At 58.8% G+C, this 22,528-nt stretch carries 21 protein-coding genes; 14 read left to right on the forward strand and 7 right to left on the reverse strand.

All coding sequences use genetic code 11. The features are described from left to right. Positions 1–4: 4 nt before the first annotated feature. From mmsB to AB4Z23_RS22325, 7 genes are all read left to right on the forward strand, one after another. On the forward strand, positions 5–889 hold the full coding sequence (gene mmsB / locus AB4Z23_RS22295) for a 3-hydroxyisobutyrate dehydrogenase (RefSeq protein ID WP_441360782.1): 885 nt from the start codon (positions 5–7) through the stop codon (positions 887–889). Further along, the gene (locus tag AB4Z23_RS22300) at positions 886–2,841 is read left to right on the forward strand and encodes an acetoacetate--CoA ligase (RefSeq protein ID WP_441360783.1); all 1,956 of its coding nucleotides are present in this window, start codon (positions 886–888) and stop codon (positions 2,839–2,841) included. Before mmsB ends, AB4Z23_RS22300 begins: the two co-directional genes overlap by 4 nt. Positions 2,842–2,845: 4 nt before the next feature. Next, positions 2,846–3,631: a 3-hydroxybutyrate dehydrogenase gene (locus AB4Z23_RS22305; RefSeq protein WP_025595201.1), complete on the forward strand. Its 786-nt coding sequence runs from the start codon at positions 2,846–2,848 to the stop codon at positions 3,629–3,631. Positions 3,632–3,748: 117 nt separating this feature from the next. Beyond that, positions 3,749–4,792: a helix-turn-helix domain-containing protein gene (locus AB4Z23_RS22310; RefSeq protein WP_441360797.1), complete on the forward strand. Its 1,044-nt coding sequence runs from the start codon at positions 3,749–3,751 to the stop codon at positions 4,790–4,792. Positions 4,793–4,944: 152 nt separating this feature from the next. After that, on the forward strand, positions 4,945–5,232 hold the full coding sequence (locus AB4Z23_RS22315) for a hypothetical protein (RefSeq protein ID WP_309583015.1): 288 nt from the start codon (positions 4,945–4,947) through the stop codon (positions 5,230–5,232). Between the two features lie 71 nt (positions 5,233–5,303). Beyond that, positions 5,304–5,534 carry a hypothetical protein gene (locus tag AB4Z23_RS22320; RefSeq protein WP_441360784.1) on the forward strand — a complete coding sequence of 77 codons (231 nt, stop codon included), beginning with the start codon at positions 5,304–5,306 and terminating at the stop codon, positions 5,532–5,534. A 104-nt stretch (positions 5,535–5,638) separates the two neighbouring features. Continuing rightward, positions 5,639–7,975, forward strand: a complete 2,337-nt coding sequence (locus tag AB4Z23_RS22325) for a glucose/quinate/shikimate family membrane-bound PQQ-dependent dehydrogenase (RefSeq protein ID WP_441360785.1) — start codon at positions 5,639–5,641, stop codon at positions 7,973–7,975. A gap of 80 nt (positions 7,976–8,055) precedes the next feature. On the opposite strand, the gene AB4Z23_RS22330 is transcribed toward AB4Z23_RS22325, so the two are convergent. The 4 genes from AB4Z23_RS22330 to AB4Z23_RS22345 form a co-directional block, all read right to left on the reverse strand. Continuing rightward, the gene (locus AB4Z23_RS22330) at positions 8,056–8,556 is read right to left on the reverse strand and encodes a YciE/YciF ferroxidase family protein (protein WP_004431986.1); all 501 of its coding nucleotides are present in this window, start codon (positions 8,554–8,556) and stop codon (positions 8,056–8,058) included. Between the two features lie 149 nt (positions 8,557–8,705). Beyond that, complete coding sequence (locus tag AB4Z23_RS22335; RefSeq protein WP_441360786.1) at positions 8,706–9,932, reverse strand: NAD(P)/FAD-dependent oxidoreductase; 1,227 nt, start codon at positions 9,930–9,932, stop codon at positions 8,706–8,708. Between the two features lie 146 nt (positions 9,933–10,078). Beyond that, positions 10,079–10,639, reverse strand: a complete 561-nt coding sequence (locus tag AB4Z23_RS22340; RefSeq protein WP_441360787.1) for a type 1 glutamine amidotransferase domain-containing protein — start codon at positions 10,637–10,639, stop codon at positions 10,079–10,081. Positions 10,640–10,656: 17 nt separating this feature from the next. Further along, positions 10,657–10,884 carry a hypothetical protein gene (locus tag AB4Z23_RS22345; protein WP_004431991.1) on the reverse strand — a complete coding sequence of 76 codons (228 nt, stop codon included), beginning with the start codon at positions 10,882–10,884 and terminating at the stop codon, positions 10,657–10,659. 44 nt (positions 10,885–10,928) lie between these two features. Here AB4Z23_RS22345 and AB4Z23_RS22350 point away from each other — a divergent pair, with 44 nt between their 5' ends. Genes AB4Z23_RS22350 through AB4Z23_RS22365 form a run of 4 tightly spaced genes read left to right on the forward strand, consistent with a single transcriptional unit; the run spans position 10,929 to position 14,941 of the window. Further along, positions 10,929–11,192: a hypothetical protein gene (locus AB4Z23_RS22350; protein WP_441360788.1), complete on the forward strand. Its 264-nt coding sequence runs from the start codon at positions 10,929–10,931 to the stop codon at positions 11,190–11,192. After that, positions 11,173–12,003, forward strand: coding sequence for an N-formylglutamate amidohydrolase (locus AB4Z23_RS22355; protein WP_076844514.1), 831 nt, complete (start codon positions 11,173–11,175; stop codon positions 12,001–12,003). Before AB4Z23_RS22350 ends, AB4Z23_RS22355 begins: the two co-directional genes overlap by 20 nt. Continuing rightward, the gene (locus tag AB4Z23_RS22360) at positions 12,000–13,877 is read left to right on the forward strand and encodes a flavohemoglobin expression-modulating QEGLA motif protein (protein WP_441360789.1); all 1,878 of its coding nucleotides are present in this window, start codon (positions 12,000–12,002) and stop codon (positions 13,875–13,877) included. Before AB4Z23_RS22355 ends, AB4Z23_RS22360 begins: the two co-directional genes overlap by 4 nt. A 17-nt stretch (positions 13,878–13,894) precedes the next feature. Next, positions 13,895–14,941 (forward strand): glutathione synthase, encoded by a 1,047-nt coding sequence (locus AB4Z23_RS22365; RefSeq protein WP_004432010.1) that lies wholly within the window; start codon positions 13,895–13,897, stop codon positions 14,939–14,941. 1 nt (position 14,942) lies between these two features. Here AB4Z23_RS22365 and AB4Z23_RS22370 read toward each other — a convergent pair whose 3' ends face one another. Both AB4Z23_RS22370 and AB4Z23_RS22375 read right to left on the reverse strand, forming a co-directional pair. Further along, positions 14,943–15,965 (reverse strand): NAD-dependent epimerase, encoded by a 1,023-nt coding sequence (locus AB4Z23_RS22370; RefSeq protein WP_013762120.1) that lies wholly within the window; start codon positions 15,963–15,965, stop codon positions 14,943–14,945. Between the two features lie 86 nt (positions 15,966–16,051). Continuing rightward, positions 16,052–17,383 (reverse strand): UDP-glucose dehydrogenase family protein, encoded by a 1,332-nt coding sequence (locus AB4Z23_RS22375; protein WP_441360790.1) that lies wholly within the window; start codon positions 17,381–17,383, stop codon positions 16,052–16,054. A 376-nt stretch (positions 17,384–17,759) separates the two neighbouring features. On the opposite strand from AB4Z23_RS22375, the gene AB4Z23_RS22380 reads away from it, so the two are divergent. Together AB4Z23_RS22380 and AB4Z23_RS22385 are read left to right on the forward strand one after the other, a co-directional pair. Then, positions 17,760–18,647 carry a DMT family transporter gene (locus AB4Z23_RS22380; protein ID WP_004432025.1) on the forward strand — a complete coding sequence of 296 codons (888 nt, stop codon included), beginning with the start codon at positions 17,760–17,762 and terminating at the stop codon, positions 18,645–18,647. A 105-nt stretch (positions 18,648–18,752) separates the two neighbouring features. Continuing rightward, the gene (locus AB4Z23_RS22385) at positions 18,753–19,733 is read left to right on the forward strand and encodes a glutathione S-transferase family protein (protein ID WP_004432027.1); all 981 of its coding nucleotides are present in this window, start codon (positions 18,753–18,755) and stop codon (positions 19,731–19,733) included. Between the two features lie 4 nt (positions 19,734–19,737). On the opposite strand, the gene AB4Z23_RS22390 is transcribed toward AB4Z23_RS22385, so the two are convergent. Next, positions 19,738–20,640: a LysR family transcriptional regulator gene (locus tag AB4Z23_RS22390; protein ID WP_004432029.1), complete on the reverse strand. Its 903-nt coding sequence runs from the start codon at positions 20,638–20,640 to the stop codon at positions 19,738–19,740. A 215-nt stretch (positions 20,641–20,855) separates the two neighbouring features. Here AB4Z23_RS22390 and amaB point away from each other — a divergent pair, with 215 nt between their 5' ends. Next, complete coding sequence (gene amaB / locus AB4Z23_RS22395; protein WP_013762124.1) at positions 20,856–22,385, forward strand: L-piperidine-6-carboxylate dehydrogenase; 1,530 nt, start codon at positions 20,856–20,858, stop codon at positions 22,383–22,385. Positions 22,386–22,528 lie beyond the last annotated feature (143 nt).

Raw genomic sequence — 22,528 nt, forward strand, 5'->3', positions numbered from 1 at the left:
TCCCATGAAGACCGTCGCTTTTATCGGACTTGGCCATATGGGCCTGCCGATGGCCGCCAATCTCGTCAAGGCCGGTTATGCCGTCAGGGGTTTCGACCTTTCCGAGGCATGCCGCGCGGCGGCGAGGGAGGCCGGRATTCCCGTCGCTTTKGATTCTGCMGAAGCCATTGATGCGGCRGAAGTGATCGTAACCATGCTGCCGAAGGGGGAACATGTTGTTTCGGTATATGGYGATCTGGTGCAGAAAATAGCTGCCGGAACGCTTCTCATCGATTGCTCGACGGTGGATATGGACAGCGCCCTGAAGGCACAYGAGCTTGCCGCTTCCGCCGGTTGCCCCTCCGTCGACGCGCCTGTATCTGGCGGTACGGGCGGTGCCAGTGCCGGCACCTTGACCTTCATGTGTGGCGGAGAGGCYGAGGCTTTCTCGGCGGCCAAGCCGGTGCTGGAAGCCATGGGCAAGAAGATCGTCCATTGCGGCAAGGGCGGCAACGGCCAGGCRGCCAAGATCTGTAACAACATGATCCTCGGCATTTCCATGATTGCGGTTTCCGAGGCCTTCGTGCTGGGCGAAAAACTCGGCCTTTCGCATCAGGCGCTGTTCGATGTCGCCTCCACCTCATCGGGTCAATGCTGGTCGCTCACCACCTATTGCCCGGTGCCGGGACCAGTGCCGACATCACCGGCGAACAATGATTATCAACCGGGTTTCGCTGCGGCGCTGATGCTGAAGGATTTGCTACTCTCGCAGGCGGCCGCGAATGGAGCCGGCGTTGCCACTCCACTCGGCGCCGCAGCATCGACGCTTTATGAGAACTTCGTGGGTGAGGGCGGTGGCGCGCGTGATTTCTCCGCAATCGTCGAAATGCTACGCGGAGGCGAGGCATGATGGACGCCACGCCGTCGGATATTCTGTGGGTACCGCCAATGGAAAGGCTGGAGCACTCGACGCTTTTTGCCTTTGCCACAAGGACCGCATCGCTGCATGGGCTTTCGGCTGATGATTATTCCGGCCTGCTGCGCTGGTCCATTGAGGCACCGGATGCCTTTTACAATGCCCTGTGGGACGAGCTGGGGATCATCGGCACGCGCGGCGAAAGGGCCTTCAAGCCTGGCGCGACCATGCGGGAAGCCGAGTTTTATCCCGGCGCGAGGCTCAATTATGCCGAAAACCTGCTGCGCGATGCCGATRAACGGTTGGCGATCATCGCCCATCGAGATGATGGCACGCGGCGTGAAATCAGCCGCAGGCAGCTTTATGCGGATGTCTCCCGCATGGTGCAGGCGCTTGTCCACGCAGGCGTGCAGGAAGGCGATCGTATCGGCGCTATCGTCACCCACGATATCGAGGCGATCGTCGGTTATCTGGCAACGAGCGCCATCGGAGCCATCTGGTCGTCCTGTTCACCGGATTTCGGCCCGGCGGGGGCGTCCGACCGGCTCTCGCAGATCGATCCGAAAATCCTCATCGCCGTGCCGGAATACGGTTATGCCGGCAAGCGGATCGATGTCGGACCGACCATCCGCGCGGTGGTGGAAAGCGCTGCCCCTCAAAAGATCGTGCTGATTGGTGACGTTGTTCCCGCCAGCCTTTCCGATCTCGGCTGCGTGACGTTGCATGATTTCGTTTCGCCCTTTGAGCCGGGTGAAATCGCGTTCAACCGGCTGCCGGTCAAGTCGCCGCTGGCGATCCTTTATTCCTCCGGCACCACCGGCAAGCCGAAATGCATCACCCATTCCGGCGGTGGCCTGCTTCTTCAGCATATGAAGGAGCAGAAGCTGCAATGCGATATCAGGCAAGGCGAACGTTTCTTCTATTTCACCACCTGCGGCTGGATGATGTGGAACTGGCAGGTGTCCGGCCTGGCGCTTGGCGCCACCCTCGTCACCTATGACGGCAACCCGGGTTATCCGTCGCCCGCGCGGCTGATCGATCTCGTTGACGCCGAACGGATCGCGACCTTCGGAACATCGGCCAAATTTATCGACGCATGCCTGAAGGCAGGGTTGAAACCGCGCGAAACCCATGACCTTTCATCCCTTCGGACAATCCTTTCCACCGGCTCGCCGCTCATCCCGCAATCCTTCGATTATATCTATCGCGACTGGAAGGCCGATCTGCATCTCGCCTCCATTTCCGGCGGCACGGATATATGCGCCTGTTTCCTTGGCGGCAATCCGCTGCAACCTGTTCACCGTGGGGAGCTGCAGGGCGCGATGCTCGGTATGGATGTCGATACCCTGGACGACGAAGGCCATCCCGTTCGCGGCGTGGCTGGTGAGCTCGTCTGCCGCAATGCCCATCTTTCCATGCCGGTCAAATTCTGGGGCGATGAGGACGGTTCTCGTTATCAGGCTGCCTATTTCGATCGCTTCCCGGGCATCTGGGCGCATGGCGATTTTGCCGAAATGCGTGCCACCGGCGGATATGTCATCCACGGGCGCTCGGATACGACTCTCAATCCCGGTGGGGTTCGCATCGGTACGGCGGAAATCTACCGTCAGGTGGAAGCAGTGCCGGAGGTCGAGGAAGCGATTGCCGTGGGTCAGGACATTGACGGTGACCAGCGGGTTATCCTCTTCGTGCGCCTTAAAGAGGGTGCAGCGCTGACGGAGGAACTCGAAAAGACCATCCGTACGCGCATCCGCTCGGGTGCTACGCCACGGCATGTTCCGGCAAGGATCATTGCCGTCACGGCCATTCCACGTACCCGCTCGGGCAAGATTTCCGAAATCGCAGTTCGCGACACCATTCATGGCAGGCCGGTGAAAAACACCGACGCGCTCGCCAATCCCGAAGCGCTCGAGCTTTTCCGCAACCTGCCGCAACTGAAGGATTAGGATGATGGAGGATCAACCGAAAACCGTTCTGGTCACCGGCTCCACCAGCGGCATTGGCCTTGCCATCGCCAAACGTTTTGCCGARGCGGGATTTCTCGTCGCCGTYCACGGCATAGAAACCGTGGAGGCGGCGACGCAGGCACTGGAGGCGGTTGCGAAGGTGGCGCGGCACCGGCCGGTCTATTTTTCTGCCAACCTCGCCAATTATGACGAGAGTGCACATCTGCCGGAAACCGTCATCGCCGAATTCGGTCACATCGACGTGCTCGTCAACAATGCCGGTATCCAGAAGGTCGCGCCGATCGACGAATTCGATTTCGCCGATTTCTCCCATATTGTCGCGATCTCCCTCGACAGCGCTTTTCATACGATCCGTGCAGCCCTGCCGGGCATGAAGGAAAGGGGTTGGGGGCGCATCGTCAATATTGCTTCCGCGCACGGGTTGCGCGCCTCACCCTTCAAGGGTCCCTATGTGGCGACGAAACATGCCGTGGTGGGCCTGACGAAAAGCGTGGCGCTGGAAGTGGCCGAACTTGGCATTACCTGCAACGCCATCTGCCCCGGTTACGTCTGGACGCCGCTCGTCGCGGCGCAGGTTGCCGATCAGGCGCGCCTGCACGGCATGGGCGAGGATGAGGTGGTGAAGAAGGTGATGCTTGCGCCGCAGCCGACGCGACGTTTCGTGCAGCCGGAGGAAGTGGCGGAGATGGCGCTTTACCTCACCGGCGATATGGCGCGCTCCATCACCGGCACCACCATTTCCATCGATGGCGGCTGGACCGCTAAATAATTTTCGCGCATCCGGCTCAAGCGAACGATCTGCCATCCTTCCGGTATTGTGAGGCGATTTCAATACTGTATAGTTTTGCGTGCGGCGGGGTCAGCGCCGTGTTCACGGAACAGCGGTATTATGAACACAGGGTTTTCGGAAGCTCCGTTAGCGCGCTCGCGTTTCGATACACGCCATGTGCCGAAGCGCGACGCCATGGCGCTGTGGCGCGATTCGATCAACGTGCTTTTTGATGCCCGCCTGCGCAGATCGCAGGATGACGGTTTTTTTGCCAGTGTCGATGCCGCCTTCATCGGCAATGTCGCGCTTGGCCGCACCCAGTCCTCGGCGCAGGATTTCGACCGCTCGCGCCACAAGATTGCCCGGGACGGGATGGACGGCTTTCTCCTGCAATTTTACGCCAGCGGCCAAAGCATGTCGCGGCGCGGAGCGAGCGAGACTGCCGGCCCGGGCGATCTCTACATCATTGACATGGCGCAGCCGCTGGCCACAGCCACAACCGATCACGATCATCTGAGCCTTGTCGTGCCGCGCCGGCTGCTGGAAGGCAGGCTCATCGGTTCCGGCAATAATCACGAGCGCGTGCTGCCGGCCGGTTTGCCCCTGGTATCTCTGCTGCGGGAAACGATGACCAGCGTTTACCGCCACTTTGACGTCATGAACGCCAATGATGGCGCGGCCGCGGTCTCGCCATTGCTGGAGCTTGCCGCGGCTGCCATCAATAATCATGTCCGGGAAGACAATGCGCAGGGTGTTCAGCGGGCGCTGCGAGCATCCATCAGGCGCTATATCGACAATCAYCTGCTCGATCCGGCCTTGTCGGTGGAAAAGGTCATGGGCGAGTTCGGCGTATCGCGACGCACCGTCTACCGGCTTTTCGAACCGCTGGGCGGGTTTTCGGCCTGCATCACCCATAGGCGCCTCGAACGGGCAATGGATTTCCTGCGGGCGCCGCAGTCGGCCCATATGACGATAGCTGAGGTGGCGGCGTCCTATGGCTTCACCAACCCGGAAAATTTCAGCCGCGTTTTCAAGAAGACCTTCGGCCTGTCGCCGCGTCAGATGCGGCATTTCGCATCCGAAAACCGCGATACCATACCGGATATTATCAAACCGGATAGCGCAGAGTGGACACGCTGGATCGTGCAGCTCGGTCGCTGACGCGATTGTTTCGAAGCCGATCTGACACTGTATGACGGAATGTTGGCACAATCCGACCATTCGTTCCGCTTGGACCTTCGCAGGGATGCGCTTGCGCGGCGGGCGTGCCACAGTGCGGACGTTGTTTTTAATAGATATTTCGCCTGACAATCATGATGATACGAATTCTCAATTTTCTGGAGATGCTGCCCGTATGGCGGGTGCGTCGCCGCGACACGACGAGATACCTCGAAGCCGCCGGCGACCAATGCGACTTTGAAACGGCGGGACCACCACTGTGGCTGTCGATTTCTGAAAACCCGCCGGACATCCAGTGTGAAACGGAAGACGTCAATCGCCGGCCACCATTCTCGTGGCTGGGGATTGGGCAAAGTTTCAGCGCGGTCAATGAGTTCGACGGTGCCGGTTGCGATAGACTTGCGGTCGCAGAGTACGGCTAAGCTGATTTTGCTGTCTGGAACAAACTGTGTCCCTGTGAATTAAATCAACAGGATTATAGGGAGTGAGAGACATGGCCAGAGAAAATACCAGCTATCTTGGCGGTCGGCATGATCCGAAAAATGAAACGGCAACGCGGGCGCGGCAAGGGGTAAAAGGACGTCCAGTTCTTGTCATTCTGGTTGTCAGTCTGCTCCTCGCGCTGGTGGTCTGGACGGTCGTCGAATATGCGGTTTTCGAACCCGACGATAACCGGCCGCAAAACGCTCAGACGGAGACTGCGCCGGCGCCACAAAACCCATAACCATCATGCCGTGAAATTTTTCACGGTGAATGTTGAGTTTGTATGGAACCAGATTGCCCCCAATTCCATTTCACGCAAAGTGACAGGAATCGGGGGTTTCATTCATGGCAGTCACCGTTACTGCGGTTATTCTATCGCTGATCGGCCTTGCGCTGTTCGGTTTCGGCTCTCAGCTCGTCATGTTGGGCGGGAGCTTCTATTACGTCCTTTCCGGTATGGCCTTCCTGTTGACAGCCATTCTGCTGTTCAAGCGTAACCGGGCAGCTCTCCACGTCTATGCCGTCTTCATTGTCGCGACACTCGCCTGGGCCCTCTGGGAAGTGGGTTTCGACTGGTGGCAGCTTGGGCCGCGGGGTGGCATAGTCATTCTTATCGGCTTGTGGTTGCTGGTGCCCTGGGTCAGGAAGCCTCTCGGTTTTTCAAGCCCGACAGGGCTGAATTACGGCCCGAATGCCTGGCCACTCGCGCTATCGGTTCTCGCCTCCATTGTGGTGGCGGGATATTCGATGGCGCAGGATCCGCATGACCAGGCAGGGTCCTTGTCTGAGGAGAAGGTGGCGTCCGCTCCGATCTACGGCGGCGACGTACCGGATGGCGATTGGCATCAATACGGCCGCACGCCTTATGGCCAGCGCTATTCGCCGCTGACGCAGGTCAATGTCGATAATGTTTCGCAGCTGAAGGAAGCGTGGCGGTACCAGACAGGCGACGTGAAGCTACCGGATGATGTGGGTGAAACCACCTATCAGGTAACGCCGCTCAAGATCGGCAATACGCTTTATATCTGCACGCCGCACAATTGGGCGATCGCCATYGATGCCGCCACCGGCAAGGAAAAGTGGAAATACGACCCCAATGTCGGTCTTAACCCGGACCGCCAGCACCAGACGTGCCGCGGTGTTTCCTATTATGCCGAACCCAATGCCGCACAGGGCACCGCCTGCGCCCAGCGCGTTTACCTGCCGACCTCGGATGCGCGGCTGATTGCGCTTGATGCAGCGACCGGTCAGATYTGCACATCCTTTGCGGATCAGGGCGTGCTGCATCTGGAACAGGGCATGAAATACAATCCTGCCGGTTATTATTATTCGACCTCGCCGCCCGTGATCGCGGCGGGCAAGATCATCATCGGCGGTGCGGTGAACGATAACTACTCCACGCAGGAACAGTCCGGCGTCATCCGTGCGTTCGATGTGAACAGCGGCGCACTTATCTGGAACTGGGATTCCGGCAATCCGGAAAAGACCGAGCCGATTGCCGCAGGCGAAACCTACACTACCAACTCGCCGAACAGCTGGTCCGTGTTGAGTTACGACGAGGGGCTTGGCCTCGTTTACGTACCCCTCGGCAATCAGGTGCCGGACCAGCTCGGTATGGGTCGCAGCGAGAATGTGGAGAAATATTCCTCCTCCATCGTGGCGCTCGATATCAATACCGGCAAGGATCGCTGGGTGCGCCAGACGGTTCATCACGACCTCTGGGATATGGATGTGCCGGCCCAGCCGGTGCTGCTCGACATCACCAAGAACGGTCAAAGCGTTCCCGCACTCGTCGGCCCCACAAAGCAGGGCGATATCTACGTTTTGGACCGGCGCACGGGTGAGCCGCTTCTGCCGATTACAGAAGAACCGGCACCGGGCGGTACAATCCCTGAGGACTTCAGCTCCCCGACCCAGCCAACGACGGCGCTKTCGTTCAAGCCGGAGCCGCTGAAGGAAAAGGACATGTGGGGCGTCTCCATGTTCGATCAGCTCGCCTGCCGCATCCGCTTCCATCAGCTGAACTATCAGGGCCGCTAYACGCCGCCCTCGCTGAMCGGCTCCATCATCTATCCCGGCAATTTTGGCACGTTCAACTGGGGCAGCGTCGCGGTCGATCCCGAACGTCAGGTCATGTTCGGCATGCCGACATACCTTGCCTTTACCTCGCAGCTCGTGCCGCGCGCCGACATCCCGCCGAAGGGCCAGGACGAGAAGGGCAGTGAGCAGGGGCTGAACCGCAATGATGGTGCGCCCTATGGCGTCTTCATGGGACCGTTCCTCGGTCCGCTGAAAATCCCCTGCCAGGCACCGCCGTGGGGTTATGTCGCKGGTGCCGACCTGCGCACCGGCGATATCGCCTAYAAGCACAAGAACGGCACGGTCCATGACATGACGCCGCTGCCGTTGCCCTTCAAGGTGGGCGTACCGGGCATTGGCGGGCCGATGATTACCAAGGGTGGCGTGGCCTTCCTCGGTGCTGCCGTCGACAACTATCTGCGCGCCTACAACCTCACCACCGGCAAACAGCTCTGGGAAGCACGTCTGCCGGCTGGCGGGCAGGCAACGCCCATGACCTATGCGCTGGATGGCGGCAAGCAATATGTTGTGATGGTTGCGGGTGGTCACGGCTCGGTTGGAACCAAGCCGGGCGACTATGTGATCGCCTATACCCTGCCGTAAAACGAGGCGGATTCAATCAAACAAAAAAAACCGGAATGGATGACCATTCCGGTTTTTGCTTGTGCAGTTGGAAAAGGCGATCAGGCCGCCTTTTTCTGTGCTGCGGCATTGATCGATGTCTTGGCAAGCGCGCTCAGCGCATCGTCCGTCTTGGACTCTTCCTTCAGCGTCGCATCCAGCAGGGTAACGGCATTGGCATGACCAAGCTTTTCGGCCCATGCCTTCAGGGTGCCATAACGGGCGATTTCGTAATGTTCGACCGCCTGAGCCGAGGAAATGAGACCGGCATCGAGAGCTGCGGTGCCCTTGAAATCGTCCATAATCTCTTCGCCCTCGGCAATGATGCCCTGGATRGCTTCGCAGGTCTTACCCTGCGCCCGCTTGCCGATGATCTCGAACACTTCCTGCAGGCGTTCGATCTGGCCCTGCGTTTCTTCCTTGTGCTTTTCGAAGGCCTGTTTCAGCTTCGGGTCTGTCGCTGCCCGCGCCATTTTCGGCAGAGCTTTAAGGATCTGCCTTTCGGCGTAATAGATATCCTTCAGCGTATCGTAAAACAGGTCGTCGAGTTTTTTCTCGGCCATTGGTTCTTCTCCCATGGTGTGAAAGTGCGTGATGTACGCCATTGCGCACGGGAGACAAACCTTTCGAAGCCCCTATGGTTCCGGCTCTGTTGCGCGCAACGTTTTATATTCCAGCAGAMGCTCCGCCGCGTATAGGATGACGAGCGGCATCAGTCGAAACGGAAGAGATCGGCGTCGGGGTCCTTGCCACCATTAACGGCGGCGGCGACTATCTCGGCGGCGATCTGGCTGAAGGTGATGCCGTTGCCGCCAAAGCCCATGACGGCATAAACGTTCTTCATGCCGGGAACCGCGCCGATCAGCGGCAGGCCCGTGGTGGTCGTGCCGAAGCCGGCCGCCCAGCGATATTCGGGTTCGCCGATGTCGACGCCAAGAAGCTTTTCGATCTTGCGTTTGATTGCATCCGCCTTGGAGGCAAGCTTGCTCTCAGACAGGTAGGATGTGGAGTTCTCTTCATCCTCACCACCGGCAATAAGGCGCCCRTCCCGGTCGGTGCGCAGGTAGAGATAGGGATCTGAAGCCTCCCAGAGGATGTGGCTATTCAGCCAGTCCGGCAGATCGATACCCTTCGCACTCGCCAGCGCCCAGGTGGAGATGATCTGGTGTTTCGGGCTTTCGAGCGATTTCAGGAACTCGTATCCGGTGCAGAAAACGATATTGCGCGCGGAAATGATTTYGCCSTGTGCTGTGGCGACGACCACCTCGTCACCGAGATTTCGAAGATCGGTGATTTCAAGTTGTGAAACGATCTCMGCGCCGGCGCCYGCTGTGTGGCGCAACAGGCCYGCCGTCAGCTGCGCCGGATTGGCGGAAGCGGAGATATCGCTGAGGATCGCCCCTGTCCGCTCAATCGCATAGTCGTTTTTAAGTTTTGCGGTGTCGAGAAAGCGGGCTTCGATCCCGGCCTCTTCGCGCGCTGCCGCTTCGGCCTTCAATGCACGCAAACCCATCTCGTCTCCGGCAAGATAAAGCGCCTGTTTGCGCGCCATGCTGCAGGAAATGCCAAGCGAAGAAACGATTTCCTCCAGCCGCARCACGGCGCGCGCGGAGCGCTGCCACGCCCGATCAGCAGCATCCTTGCCGATCATCTTTCTGAGCTCGATMAGGGGTGTGTCGATCTCGTGCTGTATCATMGCAGTGCTGGCGACACTGCTGCCCATCACCGGATCACGCCGGTCGACGATCAGCATGGATTGCCCCGGTCTCTGCAACGCATGGGCGGCAAGCGCGCCGCTGATGCCGGCGCCGACGACGATCGTATCGTAATGGTCGGAACTCGGGGTGTTYCTGGTGCGGAGGCCTATGCGTGGCGTGTCGGCCCAAAGGGGTTTCGATTCCCTGAGGTCGCGTTCCTTCGTCAGTTCCGATGTGGGCATGGAGTTTTCCTGAAAGGTGCAGGGCATTTACGGTGGAAATGCCTGGCGGGTTACGTCTGGAAAATGCGAACAAACAAAGACAGAGAGCGCATCCGGCCATTTTGGATAGGCCGGATGCGCTCTGGTTTTTTTCCGCTTTACTGCCCTTAGGCAGCGCGGCGCTCGTGGTTGCCTTCTTCGACCTCCTCGATGATTTTGGCGACGAAGGCGTCCAGATCATCGGGGCTGCGAGACGTGATGATGCCCTTATCGGTCACAACCTTTTCGTCCTTCCAGTTGGCGCCGGCATTTTTCAGGTCGGTTTTGATCGACCAATATGAGGTCGCGTCGCGACCGCGCAGGGCATCAGCTTCAACCAGAAGCCAAGGGGCATGGCAGATGGCAGCCACGACCTTGCCGGATTTGACGAAATCKCGCACCACGCGCATTGCATCCTCGTCGTGACGCAATACGTCGGGATTGATCTGGCCGCCGGGCATGACGAGTGCATYGAAATCATTGGCGCTTACGTTCTTCGCGGAAATATCGACGGCGATGCTGTCACCCCAGTTCTTTTCGTCCCAGCTCTTGATCTCACCATCCTTGATCGAGGCGATCTTGACGTCCGCGCCCTTGGCCTTCAGCTGATCATAGGGCACGCGCAGTTCCGAACGCTCATAGCCGTCCGTTGCGAGAATGACGATTTTTGCAGTGTTGATGGCAGTCATGTCTGTTTCCTTCCTGTTTATCTGTTTTCGTCTTTGTCCGAATTCACGGAGGGCAGAAAAAACTCCACATCCTCACGGCGCTCCGGATCGAGCTTTTCGATATTCGTTTGCCAGAAGGTCTCGGCTTCTGCCGGTTCGTCTTCCCATTGGCGCACGAAGGTCTTGTTGTCGTCGATCATGACCTGACGGGTGCCGCCGAGCCGCAGATATTCTTCTGCAAGTTTACGCGTTTCGGTCTTTTCCATGTCGCGGTTCCTTGTGCGTGGAAAGCGGGGACGGAGGGCGCCGGATGGGTAAGAAGCTCGGCTGCCATTTCGTTGGCCACCGGGAGAAAACGGAAAAATCCCGATGTTCTTCAGCGCCATCGTGTCCGTTAGACACGGCGGCTCTCCTGCCAGAACAACGTGAGCTTTCCGGTATGGTTCCGCATTTTTTCAGGCGGATTCTTGCCGAGGACAAATGTATCGCGCGCAATTTTTATCGGAACAAACCGGCAAGTCGTGCTGTTTTACCCCAGATGCAGGGGAGGCAGCATGACAGCCAGACACAGTGACGGCGAGTATCGCGGCAACGACGAAAACAAGGGTTTCTGGTCGATCGACTTCGGCAATTCACCGATCATCGGCACGGCCATTCATGATGGTCATCTCATTCGTCCGGACATAGCCTCGCTGATGGCTCTTTCCGCCGACCAGCGGCTGAGAGAGGAAGACCCTTTTACCGGCGAGATGATCGCGGGGATGACAAACCGCATTGTCGTTCACCATTCGCGTTTCGAAATCGATCTCAACCGGTCCGCCGATCAGGCAGTTTATCTGAAGCCGGAACAATCCTGGGGGCTGGAGGTCTGGAAACAGGAGCCGCCGGAAGAGGCCACCCGGCAATCGCTCGATTTTCATGCCGACTATTACGCAATGCTCGAAGCAGTTGTTTCAACCGTCGAGCGGCGGCATGGTGCTTTTGTCGTGCTGGACATACACAGCTACAATCATCGCCGGCAGGGCGCTACAGCGCCGCCAACGCCACAGGCGGAAGCGCCTGATATCAATATCGGCACATTTTCCATGGATCGCAGCCGCTGGAGTGACGTCGTCAGTGCGGTGGGCCATCATTTCGCGACAGCCACCATCGGCGGACGCCGCCTTGATGTACGCGAGAACGTCGCCTTTCAGGGCAAGGGTGAGCAGACCCGGTTTATTCACGAGCGTTTTGCGCAGAACGGCTGCGCCATCGCAGTGGAGTTCAAGAAATTCTTCATGGACGAGTGGACCGGTAAGCCGGATAAGCGCGTTGTTTCCGATATTGGCGACGCTATCACCGCACTTCAGCCGGTACTCGAAGAGTGCCTGAGGGCGCGGCGATGAACGTCTCCTCGGCGCGTRGTGAACCGTTACMGGTTATCGAGCTGGTAGACGATGTCGTCGCCTGCCTTGAGGCCGGCAAAGCCGTCCGTCGTGATGTCGGAAAGAACGGCCGGCTGCATATCGACCGGCCGCTGCCGTTTCTTTGCCTGCATCTGACCGGTGGCTCGAAGGACCTTGCGGCCCGCGATATCGCCTCTGCGCATGCATCTTATCTGATCGCATCGAGCATTCAGGAGGCTGCACCCCTGATTGCAGCCGTCGGCATGGCCATGCGCGAACGTTTCGGCGCCTTCATGGTTCTCGATATCGGCGAACTGGAACACGACATTCTGCTCGCTGACGATTCACCTTTCCTGCCGCATTATGAGGTTTCCGTCTCKGCAACATCTGAGCCGGAAACGCAAAGTGCCCGCCGTGTTTTCATCAAGGCGGTTTGTGATGCCGAAGTGCGTTTCCGCACGCCCCGCATAACCCGGCCCGAACCGGATGCCGATCCGATCCTCAGATTTCAAAATGCCGGGCTTGATTTTCCCTGCATCAGCGTGCGTTTCGCGCCGATCTACCGACAGCCTGAATCCGGCGCCGATTATCCCGGCCTGCGCGAGACGATGATTGCGGATATTTTCGATGCCGGCCTTCAGGCCTTCTCGTCATTCGCTGCCGGTAAAGACGCACTCAAGGTTACCAGCCATCGCGCGCTCGGCCGCAAGGCCTTCGTTGATGCCGTCAGACGCGCCGATCGCTCAATAGACGACATCGTCTCGTCCTTTGATTTTCTTCTGTCCGTGACGCCGATCAATGCCCGCCGGGCCTTCGAGGAATTTCGCGATGGCAGCTTCCAATATGCGCCGCGCCTGCTTTACCGGCCGCTCGGCGTTGACGTCGAGGAGCAGAAACGCAAGCTCTATTCCGTCGTTTTCGATCATCTGGAAGACCCGGTGCTCTATCATCTCTACCGGGAGAAACAGCAGGAGATCGATCTGCAACTGACCATGCTCGCCAATCTGCATCGCCGTACTTTCACCGATTTCTCCCGCGCCCTTTACGGTGCCGTCGAACCCRCGCTTCTGACGCTGGCGCTCAAGGTGCTTGCCGATTGCCCACGCAAGGATGAGAGCGGCGAAATCGCCATGGTCGATTGTTATGCGGTCGCCAAAAAATCGCGCGAGATGATCGAGACCTATCTGGCGGAGGAGCCGGAATTCAAGGCGCGTGTCGAGATCAGGGATGACCTGCCGCCTGGCCTGATGGTGACGGGCGAGAAGCTCCTGATTTCTCGCCACACCGTCATGGAACAGCGCCGGGTCGAAGCGCTGCTGTCGCATGAGATCGGCGTGCATCTCCTCACTTATTTCAATGGGTCGTTTCAGGGCCTCCGGCTCTTCCGCACCGGCCTTTCCGGTTACGARGGCGTGCAGGAAGGGCTGGCAGTGCTGGCRGAACATCTGGCCGGCGGCATGACGCGCGAGCGCCTGCGGCTGATCGCCGGCCGTGTCGTCGGCTGCGCCGCCATGCTGGACGGCGCGACTTTTGTTGAGACGTTCCGGACTATGACCCGCGATCATGGTTTCGACGAGGCTGGCGCCTTCAACATGGTTTTGCGCATCTATCGTGGCGGCGGTCTTTCCAAGGACGCGATCTATCTGCGTGGGCTTGCGGAGGTGCTGGAGCATCTGCGCAAGGGTGGCGCGCTCGATCCGTTCTGGATGGGCAAGATCGCCGCTGCCCATTTCCCGGTGATGCAGGAGCTTGCCTTGCGCGGCCTCTTGCGTCCGCCGGGCGTACGTCCCGCTTTTCTGCTGCCGGCCAAGGCCAATGAGCGGCTGGAAAAGATACGGGCCGGATTATCCATCGCCGAACTGGCGACATTGTAATATTACAGGAGGGGCTTATGCGTATCGCATTTTTCGTCAATTCCATCGAAACCGAGGGGCCTACTTTCGCAACCGGCCTGCTGGCCATGGCGGCGCTCAATCGCGGTCACGAGGTGGTGTATCTGACGCCTGGCGATTTTACCTTGCGCTCGGATGATAGCCTGACCGTACACGCCACCGTTCTACCGAAGGCCAAATACAAGAAAGCCGATGCTTTTCACGCGGCACTTCAGGACAAAGCACTGGAACGGCGTACCATGGATGTAGAGGAAATCGACGCGCTGATGCTGCGCAACGATCCCTCGCTGGATCAGACGACGCGGCCATGGGCGGTGCATGCCGGCATTCTGTTCGGGCGGCTGGCAGAACAGCGCGGCGTTGTGGTTCTGAACGACCCGGAAGGATTGGCGCTGGCGCAGAACAAGCTCTATTTCCAGAGCTTTCCGGAAATCGTACGCCCGACCACGATCATCTCGCGCAATGTCGATGAAATACGCGCATTTGCGGATACCCACCCTAAGGGTGTCATCGTCAAGCCGCTGCAGGGTTCAGGCGGCAAGAACGTCTTCAAGATCGGCTCCAGCAAGGAGGCCAATCTCAACCAGATTTTCGAGGCGGTCAGTCTCGAAGGTTACTTGATTGCACAGGCCTATCTGCCGGCCGCCAAGGATGGCGATATTCGGTTCTTCATGATGAATGGCAAGCCTCTGATGCGCGACGGACAATATGCGGCTTTGCGCCGCGTTCCGGCAAAAGGCGATCTGCGCTCCAACATTCACGCCAAGGGCACTGCCGAGGCCGTGAAGGTGACGGATGAGATCGTGGCGCTTGCCGAAATGATGCGGCCCAAGCTGGTGGAAGACGGTATGTTCCTGGTCGGGCTTGATATTGTCGGCGACAAGATACTGGAAGTGAACGTGTTTTCGCCCGGCGGTCTCTCCAACATTCGCGACCTCACCGATGTCGATTTCAGCGATACGATCATCGAAGCCGTGGAAACCAAGATCGCCATGCAGAGCGCTTCCGGCGGCATGCTTTCCAATCGTCTGCTGGCGACGCTTTGATTTATTCGCGCAGCTCTGTCGACTGCATGTCACGATACCAGGCGACGAGGGCCTTGATGCCCTCCTCGACCGGGGTTTGCGGCACATAGCCCGTCAAGGCCCTCAGAAGATCGGGTGAAGCGAAGGTGCGGGGGACGTCTCCCTGCTGCATCGGCAACATGTTGCGGATTGCCGGCCTGCCGACCGCCTTTTCGACCGTTTCGACAAAGTGCATCAGCTCTACCGGCTGGCCGCCGCCAATATTGACGATGCGGAAGGGTGCGTGGTGCGACAGCGTGTCGGTGACGCCTTCCTCAGTKACCCGGTTTTCCTCGGACGGAATGACCTGGCTCAGCCGGACGATACCTTCAACGAGGTCATCGATATAGGTGAAGTCGCGGCTCATATTGCCTTGGCCGTAAATATCGATCGGCTCGCCGTTCGAGATGGCGTCGACGAATTTGATTGGCGCCATGTCCGGCCGTCCCCACGGCCCGTAAACCGTGAAGAAACGGAAGGCTGTGGTGGGCAATTTGTGGAGATGGGCGTAGCTGTGCGCCATCAATTCCATCGATTTTTTGGTGGCCGCATAAAGCGTCATCGGCTCGTCGGCCTTGTCGCTTTCCGCAAAGGGWATTTTTTCRTTGGCGCCGTAGATGGAGGAAGTYGAAGCCAGCATCAGGTGTTTGACACGCAGGTTCTTGGCAAGCTCCAGCATGTTCCACGATCCAATGAGATTGGAATCGATATAGGCGCGTGGATTTTCGAGGCTGTAGCGAACACCTGCCTGAGCGGCGAGGTGAATTATGATTTCCGGTTCGGCAGCCTCTGCCGCGCGCTTCAGCGCATCCGTGTCTTCCAGCATGCCGATTTCGGCCCTGAAACCGTTGGAGCGGGAAAGGATCGCATGGCGTTTTTCTTTCAGGCTAACATCGTAATATTTCGTCATGCCGTCGAAACCGGTTACGAAATGGCCGGCATCGAGCAGCCGTTTGGCAACGTAAAAACCGATGAAGCCCGCGGTGCCGGTAACCAGATAACGCATGATGACTATATCCCACATCCGTTGGTGCGTTTGCGGCCGAACCGAAGCGCAAAAACCGTTTTAATGAAACTTCGAAGGCGAAACCGCTATTGGCCCTTGTCGGAACTGCTGTCGTGCGGGCGGCCAATGCCGGCATAAACGAAGCCGTGCCCGGTGACCTCGTCCGTGCGGTAGATATTGCGCAGATCCACCAGAACGGGGTTTTTCATGATGGCCTTCAGGCGCGGCAGATCGAGTGCGCGGAACTGGTTCCATTCCGTCACGATCACGAGGGCATCGGCGCCTTCGGCAGCCTCGTAGGGACCGCTGGCATAGTCGATAYCCTCGATCACATGGCGGGCATTCACCATTCCCTCCGGATCGTAGCCGACCACCTTGGCGCCGCCGTCCTGGAGGGTCTGGATGATGGCAATCGCCGGGCTGTCGCGCATATCGTCGGTATTGGGCTTGAAGGTCAGGCCAAGGACCGCGATCTTCTTGCCGCGCACGTCGCCGCCCACCGCGTTGATGACCTTGCGGCCCATGGCGCGCTTGCGGTTGTCGTTGATGGCRATGGTGGTCTCGATCAGCCGCACAGGGGCGTCATAGTCCTGYGCGGTCTTGGCAAGCGCCAGCGTATCCTTGGGGAAACAGGAGCCGCCATAACCGGGGCCGGCATGCAGGAACTTCGCGCCGATGCGGCCATCGAGGCCGATGCCGCGCGAAATATCCTGAACATTGGCGCCGACCTTTTCGCATAGATCCGCCATTTCGTTGATAAAGGTGATCTTCATCGCCAGAAAGGCGTTGGCGGCATATTTGATCAGTTCCGAAGTGCGCCTGGTGGTGAAGAGCAAAGGCGACTGGTTGAGATAAAGCGGACGGTAAACCTCCGTCATCACCGGGCGGGCGCGCTCGTCGGAAAGACCGACGACGATGCGGTCCGGTCGCTTGAAATCCTCGATGGCCGCGCCTTCCCGCAGAAATTCCGGGTTGGAAACCACGGCAAAATCGGCCGAAGGGTTTTCTTCGCGGATGATGCGTTCCACCTCGTCCCCCGTGCCGACGGGAACGGTAGACTTGGTGACGATGACGGTGAAGCCTTCAAGCGAATGGGCGATTTCTTTCGCCGCCGCATAGACATAACCGAGATCGGCGTGGCCGTCGCCGCGCCGCGAGGGCGTGCCGACCGCGATGAACACGACATCGGCATTGGCAACCGCGGAGGAGAGATCGGTGGTGAAGCTCAATCGGCCCGCCTTGGCGTTGTTGGCAACGATGACCTCCAGACCCGGTTCGAAGATCGGGATATGGCCGCTTTTCAGCGCTTCGATCTTCTCCGGCATCTTGTCCACGCAGATCACGTCATGGCCGAAATCGGCAAAACACGCACCGGAAACAAGGCCGACATAACCGGCACCGATCATCACTATCCGCATTCTTCTTCCTTTCAGTTCGTGAGGCGATGTTCGCGCAGCAAGCTTCAGGCGAAATCAGCGGGTGCAATCACACCACATTGTTTAGCCGCCTTCACGCTTGCCGCCAAGCGCCACGATCAACACGGGCTAACCTCTTTCCGTGACGGTGATATGATGGCGTCGGCGGGACAAATTTGCCGCACCTTGCGGCCATCTGCATCGATGCGGCCGGATCGGGTGTTTTTGCGGCTTTTGCGGCTTGCACTCATAGGTAGCCGGGTCTAGCCATAAGGTGAGGATCAAATCTGCCAGACTGTCTGTCCCTTAAGGGGCGTCCGGGTTGCTTTAAGCGGCCGGGGTGCCCTTTGCGTTGCGGTCGCTGTTCGGGGAAGTTCAAATGCAAAAGGGTTTTCTGCTCGGTCTGTTCGCTTATGCGACCTTTTCCCTGGGCGATGCCACGATCAAGTCGCTTGGATCACAGATCAGCGTTTTCGAGATCGGCTTTTTCAGCATCCTGTTTTCCGGCATTTTCATCTTCTTCAGCAAGCCGCGTGAGGAAAGGTGGCGTGAATTCTGGCGCATGAGCCGTCCGTTTGCGGTGCACGGGCGGGCGATTTCCGGCCTGTTCGCCGGTATTCTCGGTATCTATGCCTTCACCACCATTCCGCTGGCCGAAGCTTATGCGCTGATCTTTCTTTCACCGCTGTTCGTGACAGTGCTGTCGGCTGTCGTATTGAAGGAAGATATAGGGCCATGGCGCTGGGCGGCCGTTCTGGCCGGCATCGTCGGTGTTCTGCTCGTCGTGCGGCCCGGCTTCAAGGCGCTGGAACTCGGGCACGTCGCAGCCATCGGTGTCGCATTCCTGGCGGCGATGACCATCGTGCTGCTCCGCTCGCTTGCGGGCAAGGAGAAGCGCACCTCGATAATGGGCGTGCTTTTGGTCTACGGCCTCACCTTCAACGGCATTGCCTCGATTCCCGAGTTCGTCATGCCCAATCTGCACCAGTTCGCCGCCTTTGCCTTCATCGGCCTCTGCACGGCGACGGGACAGATAACGCTGCTCGTCGCAACACGTATCGCGCCGGCCAGCCAGATTGCACCCTCGCATTATTCTCAGATCCTCTGGGCCGTGGCGATCGGCATGACTTTCTTCCACGAATATCCGGATGCGATCGCGGTGCTTGGGCTGGGTGTCATCGCCGCATCGGGACTTCTGACGATGATCCGCGAAAGGGTCAGGCTCGGCACAGTTCGCTGGAATCCGTTTTTCCGCAATCGGCTTTGAAGTCATCCATCGATCGGAAACAGTGCGTCAACCGAAGCGCGGCTTGTGGGGTGGGTGCAGACGGCCCCATAAGCTTTTCATCGATAGATGAATGGAGAGCCCAAAATGCTCGTGGATGGAAAGTGGACCGCCGAATGGCACCCGGTGCAGGCGACCGACAAGAAGGGTGGTTTCGTTCGCCAGACATCCGGCTTCCGCAACTGGGTAACGTCTGATGGTTCAGCAGGCCCGACGGGAGAGGGCGGTTTCAAGGCCGAGGCTGGGCGCTATCATCTCTATGTCGCGCTGATTTGTCCATGGGCCTCACGCACGCTGATCGGCCGCAAGCTCAAGAAGCTCGAGGATGTCATTTCGGTCTCAATTGTGGAGCCGGCGCTCTCCGACGAGGGTTGGAAATTCGGCGATTATCCAGGTTCGGATCGCGACGGGCTGAACGGCTTCGCTTATATGCACGAAGCCTATACCAGCGCCGATCCGCATTATACCGGCCGTGCCACCGTTCCGGTTCTTTGGGACAAGAAGACGAAAACCATCGTCAACAACGAATCCGCCGACATTCTCCGCATGCTGAATTCCGGTTTCGGCGATCTGGCCGATAACGGCATCGATCTTTATCCGGAAGATCTGCGGGACGCGATTGATGCGCTCAACGACCATATCTATCCCCGCCTCAACAACGGTGTCTACAGAACCGGTTTTGCCACCACCCAGCTTGCCTATGAGGAAGCCTTTGCCGACGTCTTCGCGACACTTCAGGAACTTGAAACTCGCCTGGCATCAGGCGGTCCCTTCCTCTTCGGCGATCGCCTGACGGAAACGGATGTCAGGCTTTTCGTGACGCTGGTGCGTTTCGATGCCGCCTATTACGGCCTCTTCAAGTGCAACCTTCGCCGCATTGCCGACTATCGGGCCCTGCAGGCCTATATGATGCGGGTGCTAAACATTCCGGGCGTGCGTGACACGGTCAATATCGACCACATCAAGCGCGGTTATTATTCGATCAAGGCGCTCAATCCGACCCGGATCGTGCCGGTCGGCCCCGATCTGCCGGGGCTTGACGAGGTTTCCATCGGCGGCACTGTGTGAATATCTAGGCCGGCTTGCCGACCTGATCGAGAAGCCATGCCTGGAAGGCGCGGGCAAGGACATTGTCCTGCCGCCCTTCCGGCAGGGCAACATAATAGCTCTTGTCGGTTTGCAGTGGAATGTCGAAGACGATTTCGAGACGGCCGGAGACGAGTTCCGCCTCGATCAGATATTTCGGCAGAAGGGCAAAGCCAATGCCGCTTATGGCTGCTTCAATGATCATCGAAAACTGGTCGAAACGGCTGCCTCTATAGGCATTCTCCGCCGTTACCCCATTCATCTCCAGCCACTCAGTCCATAGTTTCGGCCGTGTGGTCACGTGCAGCAACGGTTGTCGGTTAAAATCCTCCGGCTCTCTCATTCCCGCGCGCTGAAGCAGAGCGGGGCTGGCGACCGGCACGATCACTTCGTTGCATAAAAAGGTGCAGGTGCCGTGCGCCCAGACCGGCTGGCCGTAATGGATGGCGAGGTCGAAACCTTCCTCATCGAAATCGAAGGGGTGCGAGCGCGAGCCGATGGTGATGGTCATTTCCGGGTTGGCGTCGATGAAGCGGTGCAGACGCGGCATCAGCCAGCGGCTGCCGAAGGTTGGCAGGGTGGCGACGGAAAGTGATGCATGAGATGTTCCGGCCGAGACCGCGCGCACCATCAGCTGTTCGGATTGCTGCAACAGGCGCCGCACGTCTGGCAGGAATTTGCGACCCGCTTCCGACAGGACGACGCGCCGGCGGATGCGTTCGAAAAGCTGCATTCCGGTCTGCGCCTCGAGTTCGCCGATCTGCCGGCTGACCGCACTTTGCGTGAGGTTGAGTTCTTCCGCCGCACGGGTAAAATTCCCATGCCTTGCGGCACACTCGAATGCTTGCAGGGTTACGATATCAGGGACCAGTCTTCTGCGCGGATCCATACCATTCTCGCATCAACTTACCCGCTTTCCTCATTGGAAAAGGGTCATTATGGCCATATATGATTACGGGAAAGAATGGAATGGTGTTTTGCCGGCTTCGACGGAGGCCCCGTTTCACAAAATGATAAATTCGGGGAAAGAACAGCGACGGGAGTTGAAAGCGCCGTATCAAAAACGGCCTTTCCTCCCCTTTGAGCCAAAAAGGATAATTTGACATGGATGCGACCACGAAGCTTGACGTGAAACAGGAAGCCGCGGCCCTGCTCGACAGAATGGGCGTCGCCCGCGATCTTTATACCGGCGGCGATATGGCGTCGTTCAGCCCGGTAACGGGTGAACAGATCGCAAGCCTCAAGACCATTTCGGTCGAGGGTGTCGCAGCCGTGGTMGACAAGGCCGATGCCGCCTTCAAGATTTGGCGCAACGTGCCTGCTCCGCGCCGTGGCGAACTGATCCGCCTTCTGGGCGAAGAACTGCGCTCCTTCAAGGCAGATCTCGGTCGGCTCGTCTCGCTGGAAGCGGGCAAGGTCCCGTCCGAAGGTCTCGGGGAAGTGCAGGAGATGATCGATATCTGCGATTTCGCGGTCGGTTTGTCCCGCCAGCTTTACGGCCTCACCATCGCCACCGAACGCCCCGGCCACCGTATGATGGAAACCTGGCACCCGCTCGGCGTTGTCGGCGTTATCTCCGCTTTCAATTTTCCGGTCGCGGTCTGGTCGTGGAACGCGGCGCTCGCGCTAGTCTGCGGCAATTCGGTGGTCTGGAAGCCATCTGAAAAGACCCCGCTGACGGCACTTGCGGTTCAGGGCATCTTCGAACGTGCCGTAGCCCGGTTTGGCGATGCGCCGGAAGGGCTGTCGCAGCTTCTGATCGGCGACCGCGCCGTTGGTGAAGCATTGGTGGACAACCCCAAGGTTCCCCTGGTTTCTGCMACCGGTTCCACCCGCATGGGCCGCGATGTCGGCCCGCGTCTGGCGAAGCGCTTCGCCCGCGCCATTCTGGAACTGGGCGGCAACAATGCCGGCATCGTCTGCCCGTCTGCCGATCTCGACATGGCGCTGCGCGCCATTGCCTTCGGCGCCATGGGCACGGCCGGCCAGCGCTGCACCACGCTTCGCCGTCTCTTCGTGCATGACAGTGTTTACGACCAGCTCGTGCCGCGTCTGAAAAAGGCCTACGCCTCCGTWTCCGTCGGCAATCCGCTSGAAACATCGGCGCTTGTCGGACCGCTGGTGGACAAGGCGGCTTTCGACGGSATGCAGAAGGCGCTCGAAGCGGCCAAGGCGCATGACGGCGTGGTGAATGGCGGCGGGCGAGTGGATACGGGTGCGCCGGATGCCTATTATGTAAAGCCGGCACTTGTCGAAATGCCTGAACAGGCGGGGCCGGTGTTGGAAGAGACGTTCGCGCCGATCCTTTATGTGATGAAGTACAGCGATCTCGATCAGGCGATTGACGCGCATAACGCCGTTGCCGCTGGTCTGTCGTCGTCGATCTTCACCCGTGACATTCAGGAATCGGAACGTTTCCTGTCTTCGGAAGGCTCGGATTGCGGCATCGCCAACGTCAATATCGGAACCTCGGGCGCGGAAATCGGCGGCGCATTCGGTGGTGAAAAGGAAACCGGCGGTGGCCGCGAATCCGGTTCGGATGCATGGAAGGCCTATATGCGCCGCGCCACCAACACYATCAACTACTCCAAGGCGCTGCCTTTGGCGCAGGGCGTTTCCTTCGATATCGAGTAAATCGCTTCGCAAGTTTGCGCGTTCGATAGCGATATTGATCCATCATGCCGGTGCGGCCAGTCCGCACCGGCATTCGTCTGTTAAGCAGGCTTGGTAATGCCTCCTGCGATGATTTGCGGGAAAGAGGCGTCTCTGCGGAATTT

The organism is Agrobacterium sp. MCAB5, from assembly GCF_052114365.1.
GTDB lineage: Bacteria > Pseudomonadota > Alphaproteobacteria > Rhizobiales > Rhizobiaceae > Agrobacterium > Agrobacterium tumefaciens.